Annotated in this window: 2 protein-coding genes; both read right to left on the bottom strand. The window is 74.2% G+C overall.

Going from position 1 to position 22,395, the window contains the following annotated elements; all coding sequences use genetic code 11:
• Positions 1–17: 17 nt before the first annotated feature.
• Entirely contained in the window at positions 18–7,577 is a 7,560-nt protein-coding gene (locus P8A20_RS07810; RefSeq protein ID WP_306103200.1) for a non-ribosomal peptide synthetase, read from the bottom strand.
• Positions 7,574–22,081 carry a non-ribosomal peptide synthetase gene (locus P8A20_RS07815; protein WP_306103201.1) on the bottom strand — a complete coding sequence of 4,836 codons (14,508 nt, stop codon included), beginning with the start codon at positions 22,079–22,081 and terminating at the stop codon, positions 7,574–7,576. Before P8A20_RS07815 ends, P8A20_RS07810 begins: the two co-directional genes overlap by 4 nt.
• Positions 22,082–22,395: the final 314 nt, after the last annotated feature.

Consider the following 22,395-nt stretch of genomic DNA (forward strand, 5'->3'; position numbering starts at 1 on the left):
GCAGACGTCCGCTCAGGTCAACTCGCGGCCCGTACCCCCTGCGGCGAGGGCAGGAAGCCCGTTCGGTGGAAGTAGGCCAGGTAGCGGGTCAGGACGCCGTCGGTCAGCGCGGGCAGCTGGACGCCGAGGGCCGCGGCGGTCTCGGCCGTCCTGCTGGAGTCGAAGCCCCGGTGGTCCGTCACCTTGTGGCGGCTCCCGCCTGCTTCGCCGAGGAACAGCTGCGCCGCGTTGTCGTGCTGAGCGGCGACACGTGCCTGCCACTGCGGGACCGGGACGGTCCGCAGCTCGTGTCCCATGCGGGCGGCGACCTCGAAGACGCGGTCCAGGCCGGGTGCGTCCGGGTGGGTGAAGTGGTGGACCTCCGCGTCCGTCCGGCCGGACGTGGCGAGCGCCACCACGGCCGCGCTGACGTAGTCCACGGGCACCCAGTCGGTCGACCCGTGCGGCAGGTCCGGCACCATGCCCGCCTGGAGGCATCCCTTGATGAGCTGCCACAGGAGGTCACGGTCCTGGCAGGCGCCGGTAGTTGTGTCGCCGCTGATGCGGCCGGGCCGGTGGACGGTGACCGGCAGGCCGCGTTCGCGGGCCAGCCCGACGAGCTGCTCGGCGACCCATTTGCTCTGCGCGTACCCGTCGGGCAGGGCGGAGGCCGGGCCCGACGGGGTCGCCTCCGTGATCGTGACGGGGTCGGGGCCGGACGCGGGGGCGTGGACGCTCGTGGTCGATACGTAGTGCATCCCGGGTGACGCGGAGTCGGCGAGCAGGCGCAGCAGTTCCTCGGTCCCGGCCACGTTGGGGGCGCGCAGATCGCCGTAGCCGGCCGCGAAGTTGACGTGTGCTCCGTTGTGGATCACGGTGCCGAGACGTCGGACCAGGGCGGTCCGGTCCCCGGGTGACAGGCCGAGGCCAGGGGCCGCGAGGTCCCCGGGGACGGCGTGGACCAGGCCTGCGTACCGGGAGCGCCACAGACCGTAGTGCTCCAGGTTGGCCCGCACGCGGTGTGCTGCGCGCTGCTCGTTCCCGGCGCGTACGAGGCAGTCGACGGGCCCGCCGGTGGTCTCGATGAGATCGCGCAGGAGGAAGGCGCCGAGGAAGCCGGAGGCGCCGGTCAGCAGGGGGCGGGGGGTGGGCCGGGCGCGCCTCCGGGTGGGAGCCGGTACGGGGGCGGGGCCGGTCCGCCCGGTGATGTCCGCCGCGAGCCGGACCTCGGACAGGAGGTCCGGTGTGCCGTCGTGGTCGGCGTTCCCCTCCTTCGCGCCGTCGTCCAGGAGGCGGGCGATGCCCTCGACGGTGGGGGCGGCGAACACGGACCGCAGGGAGGGGCGCCGGCCGCACCGCTCCTCGATGCGCTGAGCGAGGGTGACGGCGAGCAGGGAATGGCCGCCGAGGGCGAAGAAGTCGTCGGTGACGCCCACTTCGGGTACACCGAGCGTCTCGGCGAACGCCTGGCACAGGGCCCGTTCGCGAGCGGTGCCCGGTGCCCGGCCGTCGGCCGCCGCGGCATGTTCCGGTGCGGGCAGGGCGCGCCGGTCGGTCTTGCCGTTCGGCGTGACGGGCAACGCGTCGAGCCGCATGTGGGCGGCGGGGATCATGTGGTCGGGCAGGGTGGCGGCGAGGTGCGTACGGATCTCGCTGTCGTCCGGGCCGTCCGCGCCGTCGGCCGGCACGGTGTAGGCGACCAGTCGCCGGTCGCCCGGCCGGTCCTCGCGGACGACCGCGCAGGCCGCGGCGACGCCGGGCAGAGCGGTGAGCGCGGACTCGATCTCACCGAGCTCGATGCGGAAGCCGCGAAGCTTGACCTGGTCGTCGACGCGGGAGACGTAGACGAGTTGCCCGTCGGCCGTCCAGCGCACCAGGTCACCGGTGCGGTACATCCGGCTGCCCGCCGCGCCGAAGGGGTCGGCCACGAAGCGGGACGCGGTCAGGGCGGCCCGGCCGTGGTAACCGCGGGCCACTCCCCCGCCGCCGACGTGGAGTTCGCCGGTGACGCCGGGGGGTACGGGGCGCAGCCTGTCGTCCAGGACGTGGACGCGGGTGCCGTCGACGGGGACGCCGATGGGCACGGTGCGGTCGGGGGCGAGTGGTCCGTCCGCGTGCTGGAAGGTGCTCATCGTCGCGCAGACGGTGGTCTCGGTCGGGCCGTAGGCGTTGACGAGGAAGCGGTCCGCCGCCCAGGCGTGCACCAGGGCCGGTGTGCACGCCTCACCGGCGAGGACCAGCGTCGTCCCGGCGGGCAGCGAGTCGGGCGGCATCACCGCGAGGGCGGCGGGCGGCAGGGTGAGGTGGGTGACGCCCCGCTCGCGGACCAGGGCGGCGAGGGCGGGGCCGGGCAGCAGGGCCTCCCGTTCGTCGATCTCCAGGCAGGCCCCGGAGAGGAGCCCCATGCAGAGCTCCCAGAACGCGGCGTCGAAGCTGACGGACGCCATGTGCAGCACCCGGCTGCCCGGGGTGACGCGCAGCCGTTCGCGCTGGGTCCTGGCCATGGCTCCGGCGCCCCGGTGGGTGACCACGACTCCCTTGGGGCGGCCGGTGGATCCGGAGGTGTAGATGACGTACGCGGGGTGTGCGGGGAGCAGGGCCGGGGGGTACGCCGACGTGGGTGCGGAATCCTCGTGGTCGCCGGCGTACAGGCAGGGCACCGAGGTCTCGGGCAGGCGGCTGCGGACGGCGGGTGTGGTGAGGAGCAGGCGCGGGCGGGAGTCGTCGAGCATGTGGGACAGGCGCCGGGCGGGGTAGTCCGGGTCGAGGGGGACGTACGCCGCCCCGGCCTTGAGGATGCCGAGCAGGGCCACGACGAGTTCCGCGGTGCGGGGCAGGGCGACCGCCACCCGGTCCTCGGGGCCGATGCCGCGCGCCGCGAGCCGGCGGGCGAGGGCGTCGGCGCGGCTGTCGAGCTCGCCGTAGGTGAGGGTGGTCCCCGCGTCGCGGACGGCGGGGGCGTCCGGGGTGCGCCGGGCCCACTGCTCGAAGAGGGCGGGGACGGTCGATCCGGGCCCGTCGTCGGCGGGGCCGGTGCCCCAGGCCGTCAGGCGGTCGCGCTCGGCGGCGGTGAGTACGTCGTACGTGCTCAGGGGGCGGTCGGGGTCGGCGGTCGCGGCGGTGATCAGGAGGACGAGCCGTCCGGCGAGGTCGCGGACCGTGGACGCGTCGAAGAGTTCCGTCGCGTAGTCGACCGCGGCCCGCATGCCACTGGGCGTGCCGTCGTCGTCGTACGTCTCGGTGAAGGTGAACGACAGGTCGAACTTGCTGACCCCGGGGTCGACCGGGATGCCCCGGGTGGTGACGCCGGGCAGGTCGACCGGGGCGGCGGGGGTGTGGTTCTGGAGGATGAGCATGGTCTGGAAGAGCGGGTGGTGGTTCTGCGAGCGCGCGGGGTTGAGCAGCTCCACCAGACGCTCGAAGGGAACGTCCTGGTGCGCGTACGCGGAGAGGTCGAACTCCTTCACCCGGTGCAGGAGTTCGAGGAACGTGGGGTCGCCGGTGAGGTCCGTGCGCAGCACGAGCGTGTTGACGAAGAGGCCGACGAGATCCGCGGCGGCCTCGTCGGTGCGTCCCGCGACGGCTGTGCCCAGCGGGATGTCGTCGCCCGCGCCGTGCCGGGAGAGAACCACCGAGAGGGCTGCCTGGAGCACCATGAAGACGCTGCAGCCGCTGGTGCGGGCCAGGTCGGCGACCTGCCGGGCGGTGGCCGGGTCGAGGGCGAAGTCGTGGGTGGCGCCGGTGTGCCGGGGCACCGCGGGACGCGATCGGTCCCAGGGCAGCTCGATCATCTCCGGAAGTCCGTCCAACGCGTCCTTCCAGTGGACGAGTTGCCGTGCGACGAGGCTGTCGGGGTCGCTCTCGTCGCCGAGCAGCCGGCGCTGCCAGAGCGTGTGGTCGGCGTAGTCGACGGGAAGGTCCGTCCACTGCGGCGCACCGGCGCGGACGCGGGCGCGGTAGGCGGCTCCGAGGTCGCGGGCGAAGGGCGCCAGGGACGAGCCGTCGGCGGCGATGTGGTGGATCACGAGGACCAGGACGTGTGCGGTGTCGTCCAGGCGCAGCAGGGTGGCCCGGAGGGGCAGTCGGTGCTCGATGTCGATCGGCGCGGTCGCGGCGGCCGCGATCCGGGCGGGCAGGCGGTCCTCGTCGACGGCTTCCACGGCGAGCGGGAGGCGGACGTCGTCCGGGGCGGTGATCCTCTGGTGCGGTCTGCTGTCGTGCTCGGGGAAGACGGTGCGCAGGGCGGCGTGGCGGCCGAGGACGTCGTGGAGGGCCCGGCGCAGGGCTTCCGCGTCGAGCGGCCCGTCGAGGCGCAGGGCGAAGGGGATGTTGTAGGTGGCCGAGGGGCCTTCGAGGCGGTGCAGGAACCACAGGCGCTGCTGCGCGTAGGACAGCGGGAGCAGGTCGGGGCGCTCCTGGGGCACGAGGGCGGGGCGGGCGGGGCGGCCCGCGTCCCGCAGCGCGCCTGCGAGCGTGGCGACGGTGGGGTTCTCGAAGAGGGTGCGGATCTCGGTCTCGGTGTCCAGGGCGGTACGGACGCGGCCGACGAGGCGGGTGGCGAGCAGGGAGTGACCGCCCAGGGCGAAGAAGCTGTCGTCGATCCCGACGCGGTCGACGCCCAGGACGTCGGCGAACAGCCCGGCGAGGATCTCCTCGTGGGCCGTGCGGGGCAGGCGGCTCCCCGAGGCCGGTGCGGTGGCGGGCGCGGGCAGGGCGGACCGGTCGAGTTTGCCGTTCGCGGTCAGGGGCAGGGCGTCGAGCGGCTGGATGGTGGCGGGCACCATGTACGCGGGCAGTCGGCGGCCGACGTACGCGGCGAGCAGGTCGGGGTCCGGGGTGTGCCCGGGGGCGGGGACGACGTACGCGGTCAGGGTGCGGTCGCCGGGCAGGTCCTCGCGGACCAGGACGCACGCGGCGCGCACGGAGTCGTCGGTGCGGAGCACGGCCTCGATCTCGGCCGGCTCGATGCGGTGGCCGCGCAGCTTGATCTGCTGGTCGGACCGGGCCACGTAGTGCAGGGTGCCGTCGGGGTCCCTGCGTACGAGGTCGCCGGTGCGGTACATGCGCGCCCCCGAGCCGGAGAACGGGTCGGCGACGAAGCGGGTGGCGGTCGGGCCGGGGCGCCCCAGGTAGCCGCGCGCGACTCCGGCTCCCGCGACGTACAGCTCTCCCTCTGCGCCGGGCGGCACGTGCCGCAGCGCGGTGTCCAGGACGTAGGCCCGCATACCGTCCAGCGGCAGGCCGATCGGGGGCGCGCCGGCCGGGGCGCCGGGGTGGACGCGGTGGCGCGTGGCGAACGTGGTGGTCTCGGTGGGCCCGTAGACGTTGAGGAAGGCGGTGCGGGGGTGCGCGGCGGCGAGGCTCTGGAGGAGGCCGGGCGCCGCGGTCTCACCTCCGGAGGCGACCAGCCGGAGCAGGCCGAGGGCATCGGGGTCGGTCTCGGCGACGACGTTGAACAGGGCCGTGGTCAGGAACGCCGCAGTCACTCCGTCGCGTGCGACGAGGTCGCGGAGCACGGCGGGCTGGAGGGCGCCCTCGGGGGCCACGACGACACGGCCGCCGTTGAGGAGGGGCGCCCAGATCTCGAAGGTGGAGGCGTCGAAGACGTACGCCGAGTGCATCAGCACCGCGTCGGCCACGCCGTCGGCCCAGGTCCGGTCGGCCGCGAGCGCGGCCACGTCGGCGTGGGTGACGCCGACACCCTTCGGCAGACCGGTGGAGCCCGAGGTGAACATGACGTACGCGAGCCGGGCACCGCCCGTGACGGCGGGGAGGGCTCCCGGGACGGCGGGCCCTCCGTGCACGACACGGCCCGCGGCGTCCACGGTCAGTACGGCGACCCGGGGGTCCAGCCCCGCGGCCCAGGGGTGGGTGCGGGTGGTCTCGTCGACGATCAGTGCGCGCAGGCCCGTCACCTCGGCCACGCGGGCGAGCCGTTCGGCGGGCCAGCGCGGGTCGAGCGGCACATAGGCGGCGCCCGCGCGCAGGGCCGCCAGGGACGCGGTGACGGTGGCGGCCGAGCGGCCCAGGAGGATGCCGACACCGTCCTCCCCGCCGGTGCCGAGTCCGGTCAGGGCTCCGGCCGTCTCCTCCGAGAGGTCGCGGAGCCTTCCGTAGGTCAGCTGCTCCCCGGCGCCGGTCACGGCCACCGCGTCGGGGTGCAGTCCGGCGTGCCGGGCCACGGCGTCGGGGATGCTCGTCCCCGCCGCCGTGTGCGGGAGTCCGGCCCCGTCGCTCAGGAAGAGCAACGCCTCGCGCTCGCCCTCCAGGAGTACGGGAACACTGTCGGCGCGGCGGTCGAGTCCCTCCGCCATGGCGGTCAGCAGGCGCCGCATGCGGGCGACCGTGCGGGCCACCTCTTCCCGGCCGAGGGCGGCGGCCCGGTAGCCGAAGGTGATCTTCAGGGTGTCGCCGGGGGCGATGGTGAGGGTGAGCGGGTAGTGCGCCGCGTCCGTGCCGCTGAATCCGGTCACGGCGAGACCGGGCAGTGCCTGCCGGGCAGTGCGCAGGGCCTCGGCGTCCATCGGGTAGTTCTCGAACACGGCCAGCGTGTCGAAGAGTTCGGGCAGGTCCGTGACGCCGCGTATCTCGGTCAGGCCCACGTACTGGCTGCCGAGGAGCCGGCCCTGTTCCTCCTGGAGCCGGGTCAGGAGCGTCGCCAGGGTCTCGCCCGGTGCCGGGCGGAGCCGCACGGGGACGGTGTTGATGAAGAGACCGACCATCGACTCGATGCCGGGGATCTCCGGCGGGCGGCCGGAGACGGTGGTACCGAAGACGACGTCGGGGCGCCCGGTGAGGTGCGCGAGGAGCAGACCCCAGGCTCCCTGGACCAGGGTGTTGAGGGTGAGCCGGTGGGCGCGGGCCGTCTGGCGCAGCCGGTGCGTCGTGGCCGCGTCGAGGTCGAGGACCAGCGTGCCGGGCAGGTCGCCGGAGCCCGGCACATCGGCCCCGCCCCGCCCGGCGAGCAGGGTCGGTGCCTCGATCCCGGCCAGGGCGGTGCGCCAGACGTCCAGGGCCGCGTCCCGGTCCTGCTGGGCCAGCCAGGCGAGATAGGTCCGGTAGGGGGCGACGCGCGGCAGGGTGCTGTCGTCGCCGTGGTGTGCGTACAGCTCGAAGAGTTCGCGTACGAGCAGGGGCATCGACCAGCCGTCGAGCAGGATGTGATGGCTGGTCATGACGAGCCGGTGGCGGTCGGGCGCGGTGCGCACCAGGGTGAAACGCATCAGCGGCGGGGTGGCGAGGTCGAACCGGCGGGTGCGGTCCGCGGCGAGGAACGCGGTGAGGCGGTCCTCCACCGCCCCCGGGGCGCCCGCACCGGTCAGGTCCAGCTTCTCCAGCGGCACCGGCACCTCGGCCGCGACGGCCTGCACGGGCTCGTCCAGGTCCTCGTGGAGGAACCCGACCCGCAGGTTGGCGTGCCGCCGCAGCAGACCGCCGACGGCGGCCCGCAGGGCGGGGACGTCGACGGGGCCTTCGAGTTCGAAGACGAACTGTGCGGTGTAGACGTCCACGGCGCGGGAGTCGTACAGCGCGTGGAACAGCATGCCCGCCTGTAGCGGCGTCAGCGGCAGTACGTCTTCCAGTCGGAACCCGGTCACTTGCGTCCACCCCACCTGTTCTGCAGTCGGTCGATCTGGGCCTGGTCGAGCGAGACCAGGGGAAGGTCGGACGGCGTCCAGCCGCCCGCCTCGGGCCGTTCGGCGTGTTCGGCCGTGGCGCGCAGCGCCCCTGTGAACGCCTCGGCCAGGGCCTCCACGTCCTCCTCCTTGAGGAGGTCGCTGGGCCAGGTCCAGCGGATCACCAGCCGGGGGCCGTCCGGCAGGTCCTCGGTGTGCGCGTTGATGTCGAGGACGTGGTGGACGGGCATGTCGGGGTCCTGGGCGCGCGGACCGCCCCCGTCGAGCACCACGTCCCAGTCGGCGCCGTCGCTCGCGGACTCCCGCGAAGAGGCGTACCTGCCGAGGTAGTTGAACCCGATCTGGGGGTCGGGCTCGGGAGCCAGCCGGGCGCGGGTGGCCTGGTTGAGACGGCGCAGCATCCCGTAGCCGACACCGTGGTCGGGAATGGTGCGCAGCTGTTCCTTGACGCGTTTGAGGGCGCGCTCGACGAGCGCGGCGTCGAAGCGTCCGGGGTCGCGGACGTCGACGGGTCCGGGGTCGAGCCGGACCGGGTAGAGGCTGGTGAACCAGCCGACCGTACGGGAGAGGTCGAGGTGCTCGGCCACCTGCTCGCGGCCGTGCCCCTCCAGGTCGAGGAGGACCGCGGTGCCGGCGGGCCGCGGGCCGCCGAGGGCGGCCGCGCGTTCGGCGCGCCAGGAGCAGACGGCGAGGGCGAGGCCCGTGAGCAGGACGTCCTCCACCCCGGCGTGGAAGGCGGCCGGGACGGTGGTGAGCAGGGGGTTCGTCCAGGTGGCGGGCAGGTGGGTGGTGAGGGTGCGGGTGCGGTCGGCGGTGTCCCGGTCGGGATCGAGCGGTCGGTATCCGAGCTGGGGGTCGGGGGTGCTCAGAATCCCCTGCCACAGCGGCAGTTCCGACTCGCGTGAGGGTTCGTGCGCCTGGGTGGCGAGGAGCCGGGCCCACTGCCGGTAGGAGGTGGTGGGCGCGGGGAGCGCCGCCCGTCCGGTGGCGTCGGGTGCCTCGGTGACGGCCTGCCAGGCGGCGGCCACATCGGTGGCGAGGATGCGCCAGGAGACCGCGTCGACGGCCAGATGGTGCACGACCAGCAGCAGTCTCCCGCGCATCCGGGGACCGGCGTCGCACCAGACGGCTTCGACGACCTCTCCGTGCGCGGGCCTCAGCCGTCTGCGGGCCTGTTCGCCCGCCTCGGTGACGGCGGCGCGTACCGCGTCGCCGTCGAGCCCGGCGACGTCGACGCGGGTGAAGCGGTCCCGGGCGCGCACGGAGCCGGGCGGCAGCGCTTCCAGCACGGGGGCGCCGCCGGCCGGGCGGGTGGCGCGGAGCCGGAGCATGTCGTGCTGGTCCAGGACGAGTTGGAGTGTGGCGACGAGGGCGTCCTCGTAGGCGCCGGCGGGCGTGCGCAGCACCCCTGACTGGTTGTAGCCGTCCGTGGTGCCCGGCCGTTCCAGGAACCAGGCGGCGATGGGCGTCGGGGGCATCTGTCCGGTGCCCTGCCCGGCCGGGACGGCGGCTGCCCGGCCGAGCTCGGTGGCGACGGCCGCGATGGCCTCGGGTGTGCGGTGGACGAAGACGTCGCGCGGGGTGACGCCGAGGCCGGCCTCGCGGACCCGGCTGACGAGCTGGATGGAGAGGATGCTGTCACCGCCGAGCGCGAAGAAGTCGTCGTCGGTGCGGACGGCGGGGGTGCGCAGCACGGAGGTGAAGACGTCGCACAGGACGCTTTCCCGTGGGGTGCGCGGCCGGCCTCCGGGCCGGGTGGCCGCGGGGCGCTCGGGGGCGGGCAGGGCACGCCGGTCGGTCTTGCCGTTGGGCAGCAGCGGCAGGGCGTCGAGCGGCACGTGGACGGCGGGAACCATGTAGGGCGGCAGGACCGCGGTCAGCCGGGCGCGCAGTTCCCCGTCGGTGAGGGCGGCGGTCCCGTCGCGCGGGTCGGCGACTGTGTACGCGACCAGTCGCCGCTCACCGGGCCGGTCCTCCCGGACGAGGGCGCAGGCGGCGGCGATGCCGTCGAGGGCGGTGAGCGCGGCCTCGATCTCGCCGAGTTCGATACGGAAGCCGTGCAGCTTGACCTGGTCGTCGGCGCGGGAGACATAGGTGAGCAGGCCGTCGGCGTCCCGCCGGACGAGGTCGCCCGTGCGGTACATGCGGCTCCCGGCCGGGCCGTACGGATCGGCGACGAACCGCCCGGCGGTCAGGCCGGGGCGTCCCAGGTAGCCGCGTGCGAGGCCGTCGCCCGCGACGTAGAGCTCACCGGTGGCGCCCGGCGGCACGGGCCGCAGTCCGGCGTCCAGGACATGGGCGCGGGTGTTGTCGACGGGGCGTCCGAGCGGCACGGTCCCCTCCCCCGCCGAGGCGTCGGCCTCGTCGGCCCGGTGGTGGTGGGCGGTCGCGTCGATCGTCGTCTCGGTGGGGCCGTAGAGGTTGTGGACCTCGGCGTGCCAGGCCCGTCCCACGCGCTCGGCCAGCGCCCGGGACAGGGGTTCGCCGCCGCACAGCACGGCCCGCAGCGTCGTGGGCGCCTCGTCGGCCCCGGTCTCGGTGAGGACGACCGCGAGGTGCGAGGGCACGAACTGCGCGACGGTCGTGCCCGCGTCGCGCATCCGCGCCAGCAGCCCCGCCGGGTCGTGGTTGAGGGCGGGCGGCACGAGGCAGGTGGAACCGCCGTGCAGCAGCGGCAGCCAGGTCTCCCAGACGGAGGCGTCGAAGCTCGGCGACGTACGGGCGAGGACCCGGTCGTCGTCGGTGAGGCCCAGGTGGTCCGCCATCCAGGCCATGTGGTTGGTCAGGGCGTCGTGGGTGACGACGACGCCCTTGGGTCGGCCGGTGGAGCCCGAGGTGTAGATGACGTACGCCGCGTCGTGCGGGTCCGGCACGGCGGCGGGTGGCCCCGCGCAGCCGTCGGACCAGGCGGCCCGGTCGTCGAGCGCGAGGCAGGGCACGGACCGTTCGTGGCGTGCGGTGCGCGTGGTGCCGTGGGTGAGGAGCAGTGCCGGACGGGCGTCGTCGATCATGTGGGCGACGCGCGCCTCGGGGTACTCCAGGTCCAGCGGCAGGTACGCGGCCCCGGCCTTGGCCACCGCGAGCATCGCGACCGCCTGGTCGGTGGTGCCTTCCAGGGCGAGGGCGACGAGGTCCCCGCGGCCGATGCCCCGGCTCCACAGGTGGTGCGCCAGATCGTCGGAGAGGGCGTCGAGTTCACCGAAGGTGAGGCGGTGCGTGCCGTCCAGCACGGCGATCGCCGCCGGGGTCCGCGCGCACTGTGCCCGGAAGGCGTCGGGCACGGTGCGTGCCGCGGGCGGCCGGACGCGGCCGTGCGCGGCCCGTTCGAGGCCCTGCCGCTCGCCGGCGTCCAGGACGTCCACGGCGTGGACGCGCCGGCCTGGGTCGGCCGCAAGCGACGCGAGCAGCCGGGTCAGCCGGGCGGCCAGGGCGTGCGCGGTCGCGTGGCCGAAGAGTTCGGTGGAGAACTCCAGTACGCCGTCGAGACCCGCGGGTCTTCCCGTGCCGTCGTGCTTCTCCGTGAAGGTGAAGGTCAGGTCGAACTTGCTGATGCCGGTGTGCACGGGCTGTTCCGTGACCGTGAGGCCCGGCAGGTCGACCGCCGCGTCCGCGTGGTTCTGGAGGACGAGCATGGTCTGGAACAGCGGGTGGTGGTTCTGTGCCCGGACCGGGTCGAGGGCGTCCACCAGCCGCTCGAAGGGCACGTCCTGGTGTGCGTACGCCGCCAGGTCGAACTCCCGTACTCGGTCCAGGACTTCGGTGAAGGAGGGGTCCCCGCTCAGATCGGTGCGCAGGACGAGGGTGTTGACGAAGAAGCCCACCAGGTCGTCGAGGGCCTCGTCGGTGCGGCCCGCGACGGCGGTGCCGAGGGGGATGTCCTCACCGGCGCCGTGCCGCGAGAGGAGTACCGACAGGGCTGCCTGGAGCACCATGAACAGGCTGCAGCCACGGGCACGGGCCAGCCCCGCCAGGGCTCGGTGGGTGTCCGCGTCGACGGGGAAGACGAACGCGTCACCGCGGTGCGCCGTCACGGCGGGCCGGGGGTGGTCGTAGGGCAGGTCGAGGACGTCGGGGGCGCCCGCGAGCGCCGTGCGCCAGAAGTCCAGCTGGCGGGCCGCCTGCCCGGCCTGGTCGTCCTCGTCGCCGAGCAGCGCGCGCTGCCAGAGGGTGTAGTCGGCGTACTGGACGGCGAGTTCCGTCCAGGGCGGCTCCACCCCCTCGGTGCGGGCCCGGTAGGCCGTGCCGAGGTCGCGTGCGAGCGGGGCGAGGGACCAGCCGTCGCCCGCGATGTGGTGGACGAGCAGCACGAGGACGTGGTCCTCGGCTTCCAGCCGCACGAGCCGTGCCCGTACGGGGATGTCCGTGCCGACGTCGAAGGCGTGTGCCACCTCGGCGGCGAGAACCTCGTCGAGACGGTCCGCCGGGGAGACGCGGGGCGTCAGGTCGATGTCGGCGCCGTCGGCGTCGAGGACGAGCTGGCGCGCCACGCCGTCGGTCTCGGGGAAGACGGTGCGCAGGCTCTCGTGACGCCCCACGACGTCCGCGAGGGCGCTCTCCAGGGCGTCCGCGTCGAGCGGGCCGCGGAGACGGAGCACGAGCGGCACGTTGTACGTGGCGCTGGGCCCTTCGAGCCGGTTGAGGAACCACAGGCGCTGCTGCGCGGAGGACAGCGGCATCGGGTCGGGGCGGCGGGGCGCCCGCCGCAGGGGTGCCCGGGCGTCCGCGGCACCGTCCAGCGCGGTGGCCAGAGCCGCCGGTGTCGGGTGCTCGAAGAGAGCCTTGACCTGGACCTCCGCACCGAGCGCGGGGCGGATGCGGGCGACGAGCCGGGTGGCGAGCAGCGAGTGTCCGCCGAGGGCGAAGAAGTCGTCGTCGGCACCCGCGGCGTCCAAGCCGAGCACATCGGCGAAGAGCCCGCACAGGATCTCCTCGCGGACGGTACGGGCGGGGCGCCCGGCGGCCGGTGCGGCGTGGTCCGGTGCGGGCAGGGCCCGCCGGTCCACCTTGCCGTTGACGGTCAGCGGCAGCGCGTCGAGCAGGACGAACGCGGAGGGCACCATGTAGGCGGGCAGGGACCGGCCGACGGCCCGGGCGAGGTCGCCCGGTCCGGGGCGCGTTCCCTCCGCGGGCACCACGTACGCCACGAGCCGCCGGTCGCCCGGGGTGTCCTCCCGGACGACGGCGAAGGAGTCGGCCACGCCCTCGCAGCAGGCCAGCACGCCCTCGATCTCTCCGAGTTCGATGCGGTGGCCGCGCAGTTTCACCTGGCCGTCGGCGCGGCTGACGTAGGCGATCTGTCCGTCGCCGGTCCACCGGACGAGGTCGCCGGTGCGGTACATGCGTCCGCCCGCCGCGTCGAACGGGTCGGCCACGAAGCGCGTGGCGGTCAGCCCGGGAAGCCCCGTGTACCCGCGTGCCACACCGCGTCCCGCGAGGTACAGCTCGCCCACGACACCGGGCGGGACCTGCCCGAGGGAGCCGTCGAGGACGTACAGGCTCATGCCGTCCAGGGGGCGGCCGATGGGCGGGGGTCCGGAGGGCAGGTCCGCCGCCACGTCGTACCGGGTGGCGAAGGTGGTGGTCTCGGTGGGCCCGTACACATGGAGGACCCGTACGCCCGGCGCGGTACCGGCGATCCGCTGCATCGCGTCCGGTGAGGCCAGTTCCCCGCCGGCGCACACGAGCCGGAGGCCGGCGAAGGCGCCCGGACCGGTCTCGGCGATCACGTTGAACAGCGCCGTCGTCAGGAAGACCGCTGACACCCCGTGTTCGCGTACGGCGTCGCCGAGGGCTGCCGCCTCCAGGACACCGTCCGGTGCGACGACGATCCTCCCGCCGTTCAGGAGCGGAGCCCAGATCTCGAAGGTGGAGGCGTCGAAGACGTACGCCGAGTGCATCAGCACCGCGTCGCCCGCGCCGCCCTCCCAGGCGGAGTCCGCGGTGAGCGCGGCCGCGTCGGCGTGCGTGACGCCGACGCCTTTGGGCAGGCCGGTGGAGCCGGAGGTGAACATCACGTAGGCCAGCGCTCCGGGGCCCGGTACCGGGCCCGGCCGGACCGGCCGCTCGGGCGCGCCCCGCAGGATCCGGCCGAGCCGGTCCACGACCACGACCGGTGTCCGCCGGGCCGTCGCGGTCACCCAGGGGGAGGCGGATGCCTCCTCGTCGACGACGAGGACCCGCACGGCCGCGACCCCGGCGGCCTGGTCGAGCCGTTCCTCGGGCCAGCGCGCATCCAGCGGGACGTAGGCGCCGGACGCCCGGACCACACCCAGGGACACCGACACGACGGCCGGTGACCTGGCGAGGAGCACTCCCACCCCGGCCTCGGGGCCCACGCCGAGACCCGCCAGGGCGTGGGCCAGGTCGTCGGAGATCGCGTCGAGTCGAGCGTACGTCAGCGTGGTGCCTTCGCCCGTGACGGCCACGGCTCCCGGTGTGCGGCGTGCCTGGGCGGCGAAGAGCGCGGGCAGGGTGGCGCCCCCGGTGTCCGCGGGCAGCCTGCGGCCGGTGCCCCAGCGGCTGACACGGGCGTGCTCGTCGGCCGCCATCAGGCCGTAGCCGGCCAGGGGCAGGCCGGGGTCGGCGGCCACCTGCTCCAGGAGGCGGACCAGACGGGTGGCGAGGATCTCGGCCGTGGTCCGGTCGAAGAGGGCTGTGGCGTATTCGATCCCGGCGGTGAGGCAGCCCCCGGCACGTCCGGAGGTGTTCTCGCCACGCCCGTCGGTGTCCTCGGTCCGCCGCTCCTCCGTGAAGGCGAAGGTGAGGTCGAACTTGCTCAGTCCGTTGTGGACCAGCCGGTCCTCGACGAGGAGACCGGGCAGGTCGGGGCGGGCCGTCTCCTGGTTCTGGAGGACCAGCATGGTCTGGAAGAGCGGGTGGTGGTTGCGCGCCCGGACGGGGTTGAGGCTCTCGACGAGACGCTCGAAGGGCACGTCCTGGTGCGCGTACGCGGCGAGGTCGAACTCCCGCACTCGTACGAGCAGTTCGCGGAAGGTCGGGTTGCCGGTCAGGTCGGTCCGCAGCACGAGCGTGTTGACGAAGAAGCCGACCAGGTCCTCCAGCGCCTCGTCCGTGCGGCCTGCGACGGGCGAGCCGAGCGGGATGTCGTCACCGGCGCCGTGCCGGTGCAGCAGGGTGGCCACGGCCGCCTGGAGCACCATGAACAGGCTGCTGCCCGACTCACGTGCCAGGCGGAGGAGGCCGTCGTACACCGGGGGCGGCACATCGAAGGTGTGGACGGCGCCGCGCGGATCGGTGGTCGCGGGGCGCGGCCGGTCCAGCGGCAGGTCGATCGGTCCGGGCAGACCGGCGAGGGCCGTGTGCCAGTGGTCGAGTTGCTGCCGGAGCACACTCTGCGGGGCGACACCGTCGCCCAGGGTCTCGTGCTGCCAGAGGGTGTAGTCGGCGTACTGGAGGGGCTCGCCGGCCGTCGGCTCGGGCTCACGGCCCTCGACGCGGGCCCGGTAGGCGTCGCCGAGATGGCGGGCGAGCGGGGCGAGGGACCAGCCGTCGCCCGCGATGTGGTGCAGCACCAGCACCAGGACGTGGTGGTCCGGTGCGGGGCGGAGCAGCAGGGCGCGCAGTGGCAGGTCGGTGACGACGTCGAACGGCTCGCGCACGGCGGCCAGGACGGCCGCCTCCAGGTCGCCCGGGGCCGTGGCGACGACGGGCAGCGGGAGCGTCACGGCATCGGCGGGAAGGATCAGCTGGTGTGGCACGCCGTCCTGTTCCGGGAACAGGGTGCGCAACGCCTCGTGCCGTCGCACGACATCGTGCACAGCGGCTCTCAAGGCGTCTGTGCTCAGGGTGCCTTCGAGTTCGAGTACGAGCGGGATGTTGTAGGCGGAGCTGGGTCCCTCGAGCCGGTCGAGGAACCAGAGGCGCTGCTGCGCCGAGGACAGCGGCATCGGATCGGGCCGCCGCACGGCCCGCACCACCGGCGGACGGGCCGGGCCCGGCGTGTGGAGGGCCCGGGCGAGACCCGCGACGGTCGGGTGCTCGAAGAGGGTGCGCACGGCGATCTCCGCGCCCAGGACAGCGCGGACCCGGCTGACGACCCGCATGGCGAGGAGTGAGTGGCCGCCGAGGTCGAAGAAGCTGTCGTGCGGGCCCACCACCGGTCTGTCCAGGACGTCGGAGAAGATCCCGGCGAGCAGGTCCTCCTGGAAGGTGCGGGGGGCTGTTCCGGCGGGATCACCCGCGCCCGCACCGGGTTCGGGCAGGGCACGCCGGTCCACCTTGCCGTTGGGCAGGAGGGGCAGGTCGTCCAGGAGGACCACGGAGCCGGGCACCATGTAGTGCGGAAGGGTCTCGGCGAGTGCGTCCCGCAGGGCGGTGGGGCGCGGTTCGGGCCCCCCGGTGACGGCGTAGGCGACGAGCCGGCGGTGGCCGGGTGTGTCCTCGCGGATCACGGCGCAGGCAGCGGTGACGCCGGGGCGTGCGAGGAGCGCGGCCTCGACCTCGCCGAGTTCGATGCGGAAGCCCCGGAGTTTGACCTGGTCGTCGGCGCGGGCCACGTAGTCGAGCAGGCCGTGCCGGTTCCACCGTACGAGGTCACCCGTCCGGTACATGCGGGAGCCGGAGGCTTCGAACGGGTCGGCGACGAACCGGGCGGCGGTCGGGCCCGGCCTGTCCAGATAGCCACGGGCCAGGTTGGGACCCGACAGGTACAGCTCTCCGGTGACACCGGGTGGCACGGGCCGCAGCCGGGAGTCGAGGACGTAGGTGCGCATGGTGTCGACGGGCCGGCCCATCGGCACGCTCTCGGACGGTGTGCGGGCGTCCTCGTGTCCGTCGCCTTCCGGACCGCTCGCGCGGTGGGCGGTCGCGTCGATGGTCGCCTCGGTCGGCCCGTACAGGTTGTGGACCTCGGCCCGCCACAGACCGGCGACGTCCTCGGCGAGGGCGCGCGGCAGCGGTTCTCCGCCGCACAGCACGGCGCGCAGCGCGGGAAGGGGCGCCGCGTGCGCGGCCTCGGCGAGGACGAGGGCCAGGTGCGAGGGCACGAACTGGGCGACGGTGACGCCGAACCGGTTCATCCAGGAGACGAGGTTGCCGGGTTCCCGGTTGGCCTCCTGCGGCAGGACGCACACTTCGGCGCCGTTCATCAGCGGGAGCCAGATCTCCCACACGGAGGCGTCGAAGCTGGTGGAGGTGCGGGCGAGCACCCGGTCCTGCGGGGTCACCGTCAGGTGCCCGGCCATCCAGGCCATGTGGTTGGCCAGCGCGGAGTGCGTCACGACCACGCCCTTGGGACGGCCGGTGGAGCCCGAGGTGTGGATGACGTACGCGGGGTCGGCCGGGTGGGGCGTGTGCGGGGCGGGCACGGTGGCCCCGCACCGCCAGGAGCCCGGATCGTCGAGGGCGAGCCACGGTACGTCGCTTTCCGGCAGGGCCGCCCGGACGTCCGTGGTGGTGAGCAGCAGGACGGGACGGGCGTCGTCGAACATGTGCCGGATGCGGGCGGGCGGATACTGCGGGTCGACCGGCAGGTAGGCGGCGCCGGCGCGCAGGACGGCCAGCATGGCCACGACGGTGTCCACGGACGGTGGTGCGGCGAGGGCCACCCGGTCCTCGCGGCCGGCGCCCCGCTCACGCAGGGCGTGGGCCAGGGCGTCGGCGCGGGCGTCGAGCTCGGTGTAGGTGAGGCTCGTGTGCGCGTCGCGCACGGCGACGGCGTGGGGGGTGCGCGCGGCCCACTTCCGGACCACCTCGGGAGCGCTCAGGACGGGCAACGGCCTGTCCGCTCCCGCGCCTTGGCGCAGGACGAGATCCCGCTCGCCCGGCGCGAGGGGGTCGAGGCCCCCGACCCTGCGGTCGGGGTCGGTCACCGCCAGGGTGAGGACGTGGGCGAAGCGGGCGCAGAGTGCGCGGGCGGTCGCTGCGTCGAAGAGGTCGGTGGCGAATTCCAGATATCCCCCGATGCCGCCTGCCTCGTGCGCCGAGCCGCGCTCGTCCGGCTCGGTGCGCTCGGTGCGCTCGGTGAGCGAGAACGTCAGGTCGAACTTGCTCACCCCGGTGTGCCGGGACCGGTCGGTGACGGTGATGCCGGGGAGGCCGAGTTCCGCCTGTTCCTGGTTCTGGAGGACGAGCATGGTCTGGAAGAGCGGGTGATGGTCGCCGGAGCGTTCGGGGTTGAGCGCCTCCACGACCCGTTCGAAGGGGATGTCGCCGTGGCTGAAGGCCGCGATGTCGAACTCCGCGACTCTTGCGAGGAGTTCGCGGAAGGTCGGGTCCCCGGACAGGTCCGTGCGCAGGACGACGGTGTTGACGAAGAACCCGACCAGATCGTCGAGCGCCTCGTCGGTGCGCCCGGCCACCGCGGCCCCGAGCGGGATGTCGGTGCCGGCTCCGTGGGCGTGCAGTGTCACCGCGAGCGCCGCCTGCAGCACCATGAAGGGGGTGCAGCCGGCGGTGCGGGCGAGCCGGGTGAGCGCGGCGTGCGCGGGGGCGGGCAGTTCGAAGGGGACCGCGTCGCCCCGGTGACCGGCGACGGCCGGGCGGGGGCGGTCGAGCGGCAGGTCGAGCAGGTCGGGGGCGCCACGCAACGCCTCCTGCCAGAAGACGAGCTGACGTGCGGCCAGGCTGTCCGGGTCCCCGTCGGCGCCGAGCATGTCGCGCTGCCAGAGGGCGTAGTCGGCGTACTGCACCCGGAGCTCGGGCCATTCCGGTGTGCCCGTGCCCGTGTTCCTGGCACGGTAGGCGGCGCCGAGGTCCCGGCTGAGCGGGGCGAGGGACCAGCCGTCGGCGACGACATGGTGGAGGACGAGCAGCAGGATGTGGCGGTCGGGGCCCGGGCGCAGCAGGTGGGCGCGGACACCCACGTCGCCGCTGAGGTCGAAGGGCACCGCGGACAGACGGCGCACCGTCTCCTCGGCCCAGGCGTCGGCGTCCACCCCGGGCGGGCGCTCCTCGGTGACGAGGGGGACGAGCGTGGCGGCGACCGACGCGCCGAGGATCTCCTGTCGGGCCGTGCCGTCGTGTTCGGCGAAGACGGTGCGCAGGCTCTCGTGCCGGGCGACCACGTCGGCCAGGGCACCGCGCAGGGCGTCCGTGTCCAGGGGGCCTTCGAGTTCGAGGACCAGCGGGACGGTGTAGGTGTCGCTGGGCCCCTCGGCCCGGTTGAGGAACCAGAGGCGCTGCTGCGCGTGGGACAGCGGCACCGCTTGGGGCCGTGGCCGCGGGGTGAGGGCCGGCCGGGCCGTCGCGGTGGTGTCGAGGGCGGAGGCCAGGGCGGCGACGGTGGGGTGGTCGAAGAGGGTGCGCATGCCCAGTTCGGCGCCCAGGGCGGCCCGGACCCGGCCGGTGAGGCGGGTGGCGAGAAGGGAATGGCCGCCGAGGGAGAAGAAGTTGTCGTCGATGCCGACGGACTCCGCCCCGAGGACGTCCGCGAACAGTCCGGCCAGGACCGCCTCGTAGGCGGTGCGTGGGGAACGTCCCGTGGTGGCGGCGGCGCGGGGTGCGGGCAGCGCGCGCCGGTCGACCTTGCCGTTGGCGTTCAGGGGCAGCGCGTCGAGGAGGACGAATGCGGAAGGCACCATGTACGCGGGCAGCGTGCGTCCCACCCGGCGGGCCAGGGCGGCCTCGTCGGGCCGGGTGCCGGGGGCCGTGGCGAGATACGCGACGAGCCGCCGGTCGCCGGGTATGTCCTCACGCACCACGACGCAGGCGGCACGGACGTCCGGGTCGGCGAGGAGCGTGTTCTCGATCTCGGCGGGCTCGATGCGGAAGCCGCGGAGTTTGACCTGTCCGTCCGCGCGTCCGACGTACTCGATGTCACCGCGCGCGGTCCAGCGCACGAGGTCGCCCGTCCGGTACATGCGGCCTCCGGCCGCGTCGTACGGGTCGGCGACGAACCTGGTGGCCGTCGGTGCCGGGCGGTCCTGGTAGCCGCGGGCGACACCCCGGCCGCCCACGTACAGTTCCCCCACCACACCGGGCGGCACCGTCGCGAGGGAGCCGTCGAGCACGTAGAGGCGCGTTCCGTCCAGGGCCCGGCCGATGGGCGGCACGCCCGGCGCGTCCGCGACGACCTCGTGGCGGGTGGCGAACGTCGTGGTCTCCGTGGGCCCGTACACATGGAGGACGCGGGTGCCGGGAGCGGCCGCCGCCACCCTCTGCATCAGGTCCGGGGTGGCGGCCTCGCCTCCCGCGGCGACGAGGCGCAGTCCGGCGAACGCCGTGGGGTCGGCCTCGGCCACCACGTTGAACAGGGCCGTCGTCAGGAACAGGGCGGTCACCCCGTGCCTGGACACCACGTCCTCCAGGGCCGGTGCGTCCAGGGCGCCGGCGGGCGCGACGACCACACGACCGCCGTTCAGGAGCGGGGCCCAGATCTCGAACGTGGAGGCGTCGAAGACGTACGCGGAGTGGAGCAGCACCGCGTCGCACGCCCCGTCCGACCACGCGGAGTCTGCGGCCAGCGCGAGCACGTCGGCGTGCGTGACACCGACACCCTTCGGCAGGCCCGTGGAGCCGGAGGTGAACATCACGTAGGCGAGCCGGTCACCTCGGAGCACCGGCGGCAGCGTTCCCCCCGGAGGCGGGGCGTGGCCCACGACGCCGCCGAGAGCGTCGACGACGATCACCGGCAGGGTGGCGGCCGCCCGCTCCGCCCACGGCTGGGCGGCGGCCGCCTCGTCGACCACCAGCGCGCGCAGGCGGGCGACCCCCGCCACCCGGTCCAGCCGTTCGGCGGGCCAGGCCGGGTCCATGGGTACGTACGCGGCTCCCGCGCCGACCACGCCGACCGTGGTGGTCACCACTGCCGCGGAGCGGCCCATGAGGACGCCGACGGCGTCCTCGGCGCCGATGCCCGAGTGGACCAGGAGAGCGGAGAGTTCGTCCGTGGTCCGTGCCAGCTCCCGGTAGGACAGCGCGGCCGCCCCGTCCAGGACCGCCGGGGCGTCGGGGGTCAGCCGTGCCTGCGTGCTGAACGCCTCCGGCAGGCTCACGGCGGCCGTCCCCCCGGCCGGCAGAGCCGCGCCGCGTCCCTGGGCGAGCAGCGTCTCGGCGGCGGTGCCGTCGAGGAACGGCAGGTCACGCAGGAGCGTTCCGGCGTCCGCGTCGGCGAGGTTCGACAGGAAGGAGACGACGGCCTGCTGGAGCAGCCGCACGTCCTCGGGGTGGTACAGGTCCGGGTTGGCGTCGAATCCGATCAACGGGCCCTTGCCCTCGGCCCGTTCGGAGACGAAGAGCGACACGTCGCCGACCGGGCCGATGGACAGCACACGGGAGGGGGCGGGGCTGCCTGCGAAGTCGAGGTCGTAGTCGTAGCCCATGATGTTGACGACGACGTCGGTGAGGTGTGACGCGCCGTCGGTCATGTTCAGCTCGCGGGCGAGCTGTTCGCGGGAGAAGCGTCGGTGGCGCAGGGCGCCGCGCATCTCGTCGGCGGCGGCACGCACGAGGGCGCCGACCGTCATGTCGGCGGTGACGGTCAGCCGGAGCGGCAGGATGTTGGACGTCATGCCGACGATGTGCCGCAGCCCGCCGTGCCGGCCGTTCGAGGCAAGGCCCACGGTGACGTCCTGCGCCCCGCCGACCCGGCCGACGTAGGCGGCGACCGCTCCCACGAGGGCGGCGGTCCAGCTGGTGCGATGGCCGGCCGCGAGCCTGCGCAGGGCGTCGAGCACGGCCACGGGCAGGGTCTCGCCGGTGTGCATCCGCACGTCGGCCACGGCGGGCGCGGGGGCGTCGGTGCGGCGGCGTACGAGCGCGGTACCGCCGCGCGCGTACACGTCGCCGACGCCGGTACCACCACCGGCATCGGTGCCGGCACCGGCGGCGTTCGTCGCGGTGGCGTCGGCCAGATCGGCGAACCTGCCGGTCCAGTAGGCGCGGTCTGCCTCGTAGCGGTCGGAGCCGAGGTACGCCGCTTCGTCGGCCACGAGGTCGCGCAGGGGTGCGGCGGCGGGTGGTTCGACCGCCGCGAGGTCCTCCCCGCGCACGGCGCGCCCGTAGAGCTCGGCCACGGCGCGTCCGAAGACGGCACCGCCGAGGCCGTCGACGGCTATGTGGTGGAAGCGGACGTACCAGTAGTGCAGCCGGGCGTCGAGACGCAGCAGGGCGAAGTGGTGGCGCGGGGCGTCGAGCCGGTCGACGGTCGACATGTCGTCGGCCATGTAACGCTCGGCCGCGGCAACCGGGTCGTCGGCGTCGGACAGGTCGACGGTACGGAGTCGTCCGGTGTCGTTCGCGTGGCGGTGCACCACGCGCTGACGCACCGTCTCTCCCCGGGCGACGAACTCGAGGTTGAGGCTGTCGCAAACCGCCAGGGCCCGGGCCAGAGCCGAGGCGAACAATTCCTCGTCGAGGTCGCCACGGATCTGGAAGCATTCGCCGATGTTGTATTTCGGACTGCCCGGATCGACGAGTTGTCCGTACCAGACGCCCTGCTGCGCCGCGGTCAGTTCGAGAAGCTCATCGGGAACCACACCGGTCGGAATCGAACGGATTTCGCGCATGCCGGTCCACACCTTTGGGGAGAGATTTCGGGGACGGTGAAGAAGGGCCGGAGGGAACCGGCCGCGCCAGTGCACCGATCATCGACGCCGGAGCCGGCGTAAGCGGAGAAGGGGCATCGCCGCCCCCACTTCTCCGGGCGCGGCCAGGATCCCGCAAGGGGGGCTCACCCACCCCCGGGAGATCACATCGCCTTCACTCACCGAGGGCGTCGACAAACAGCCCATCGATGTTTTATGAACGCCACATGAAGGCGGCATGAGCACTTACGAGCAAAGCGCGACGCTGACTCGATCAAACCTGATCGATTCCGCCC

This window comes from Streptomyces sp. Alt3 (assembly GCF_030719215.1).
GTDB lineage: Bacteria > Actinomycetota > Actinomycetes > Streptomycetales > Streptomycetaceae > Streptomyces > Streptomyces glycanivorans.

Coding starts and splice junctions, on each gene's coding strand:
- P8A20_RS07815 (WP_306103201.1), bottom strand. CDS start 22,081: ATGCGCGAAATCCGTTCGATTCCGACCGGTGTGGTTCCCGATGAGCTT.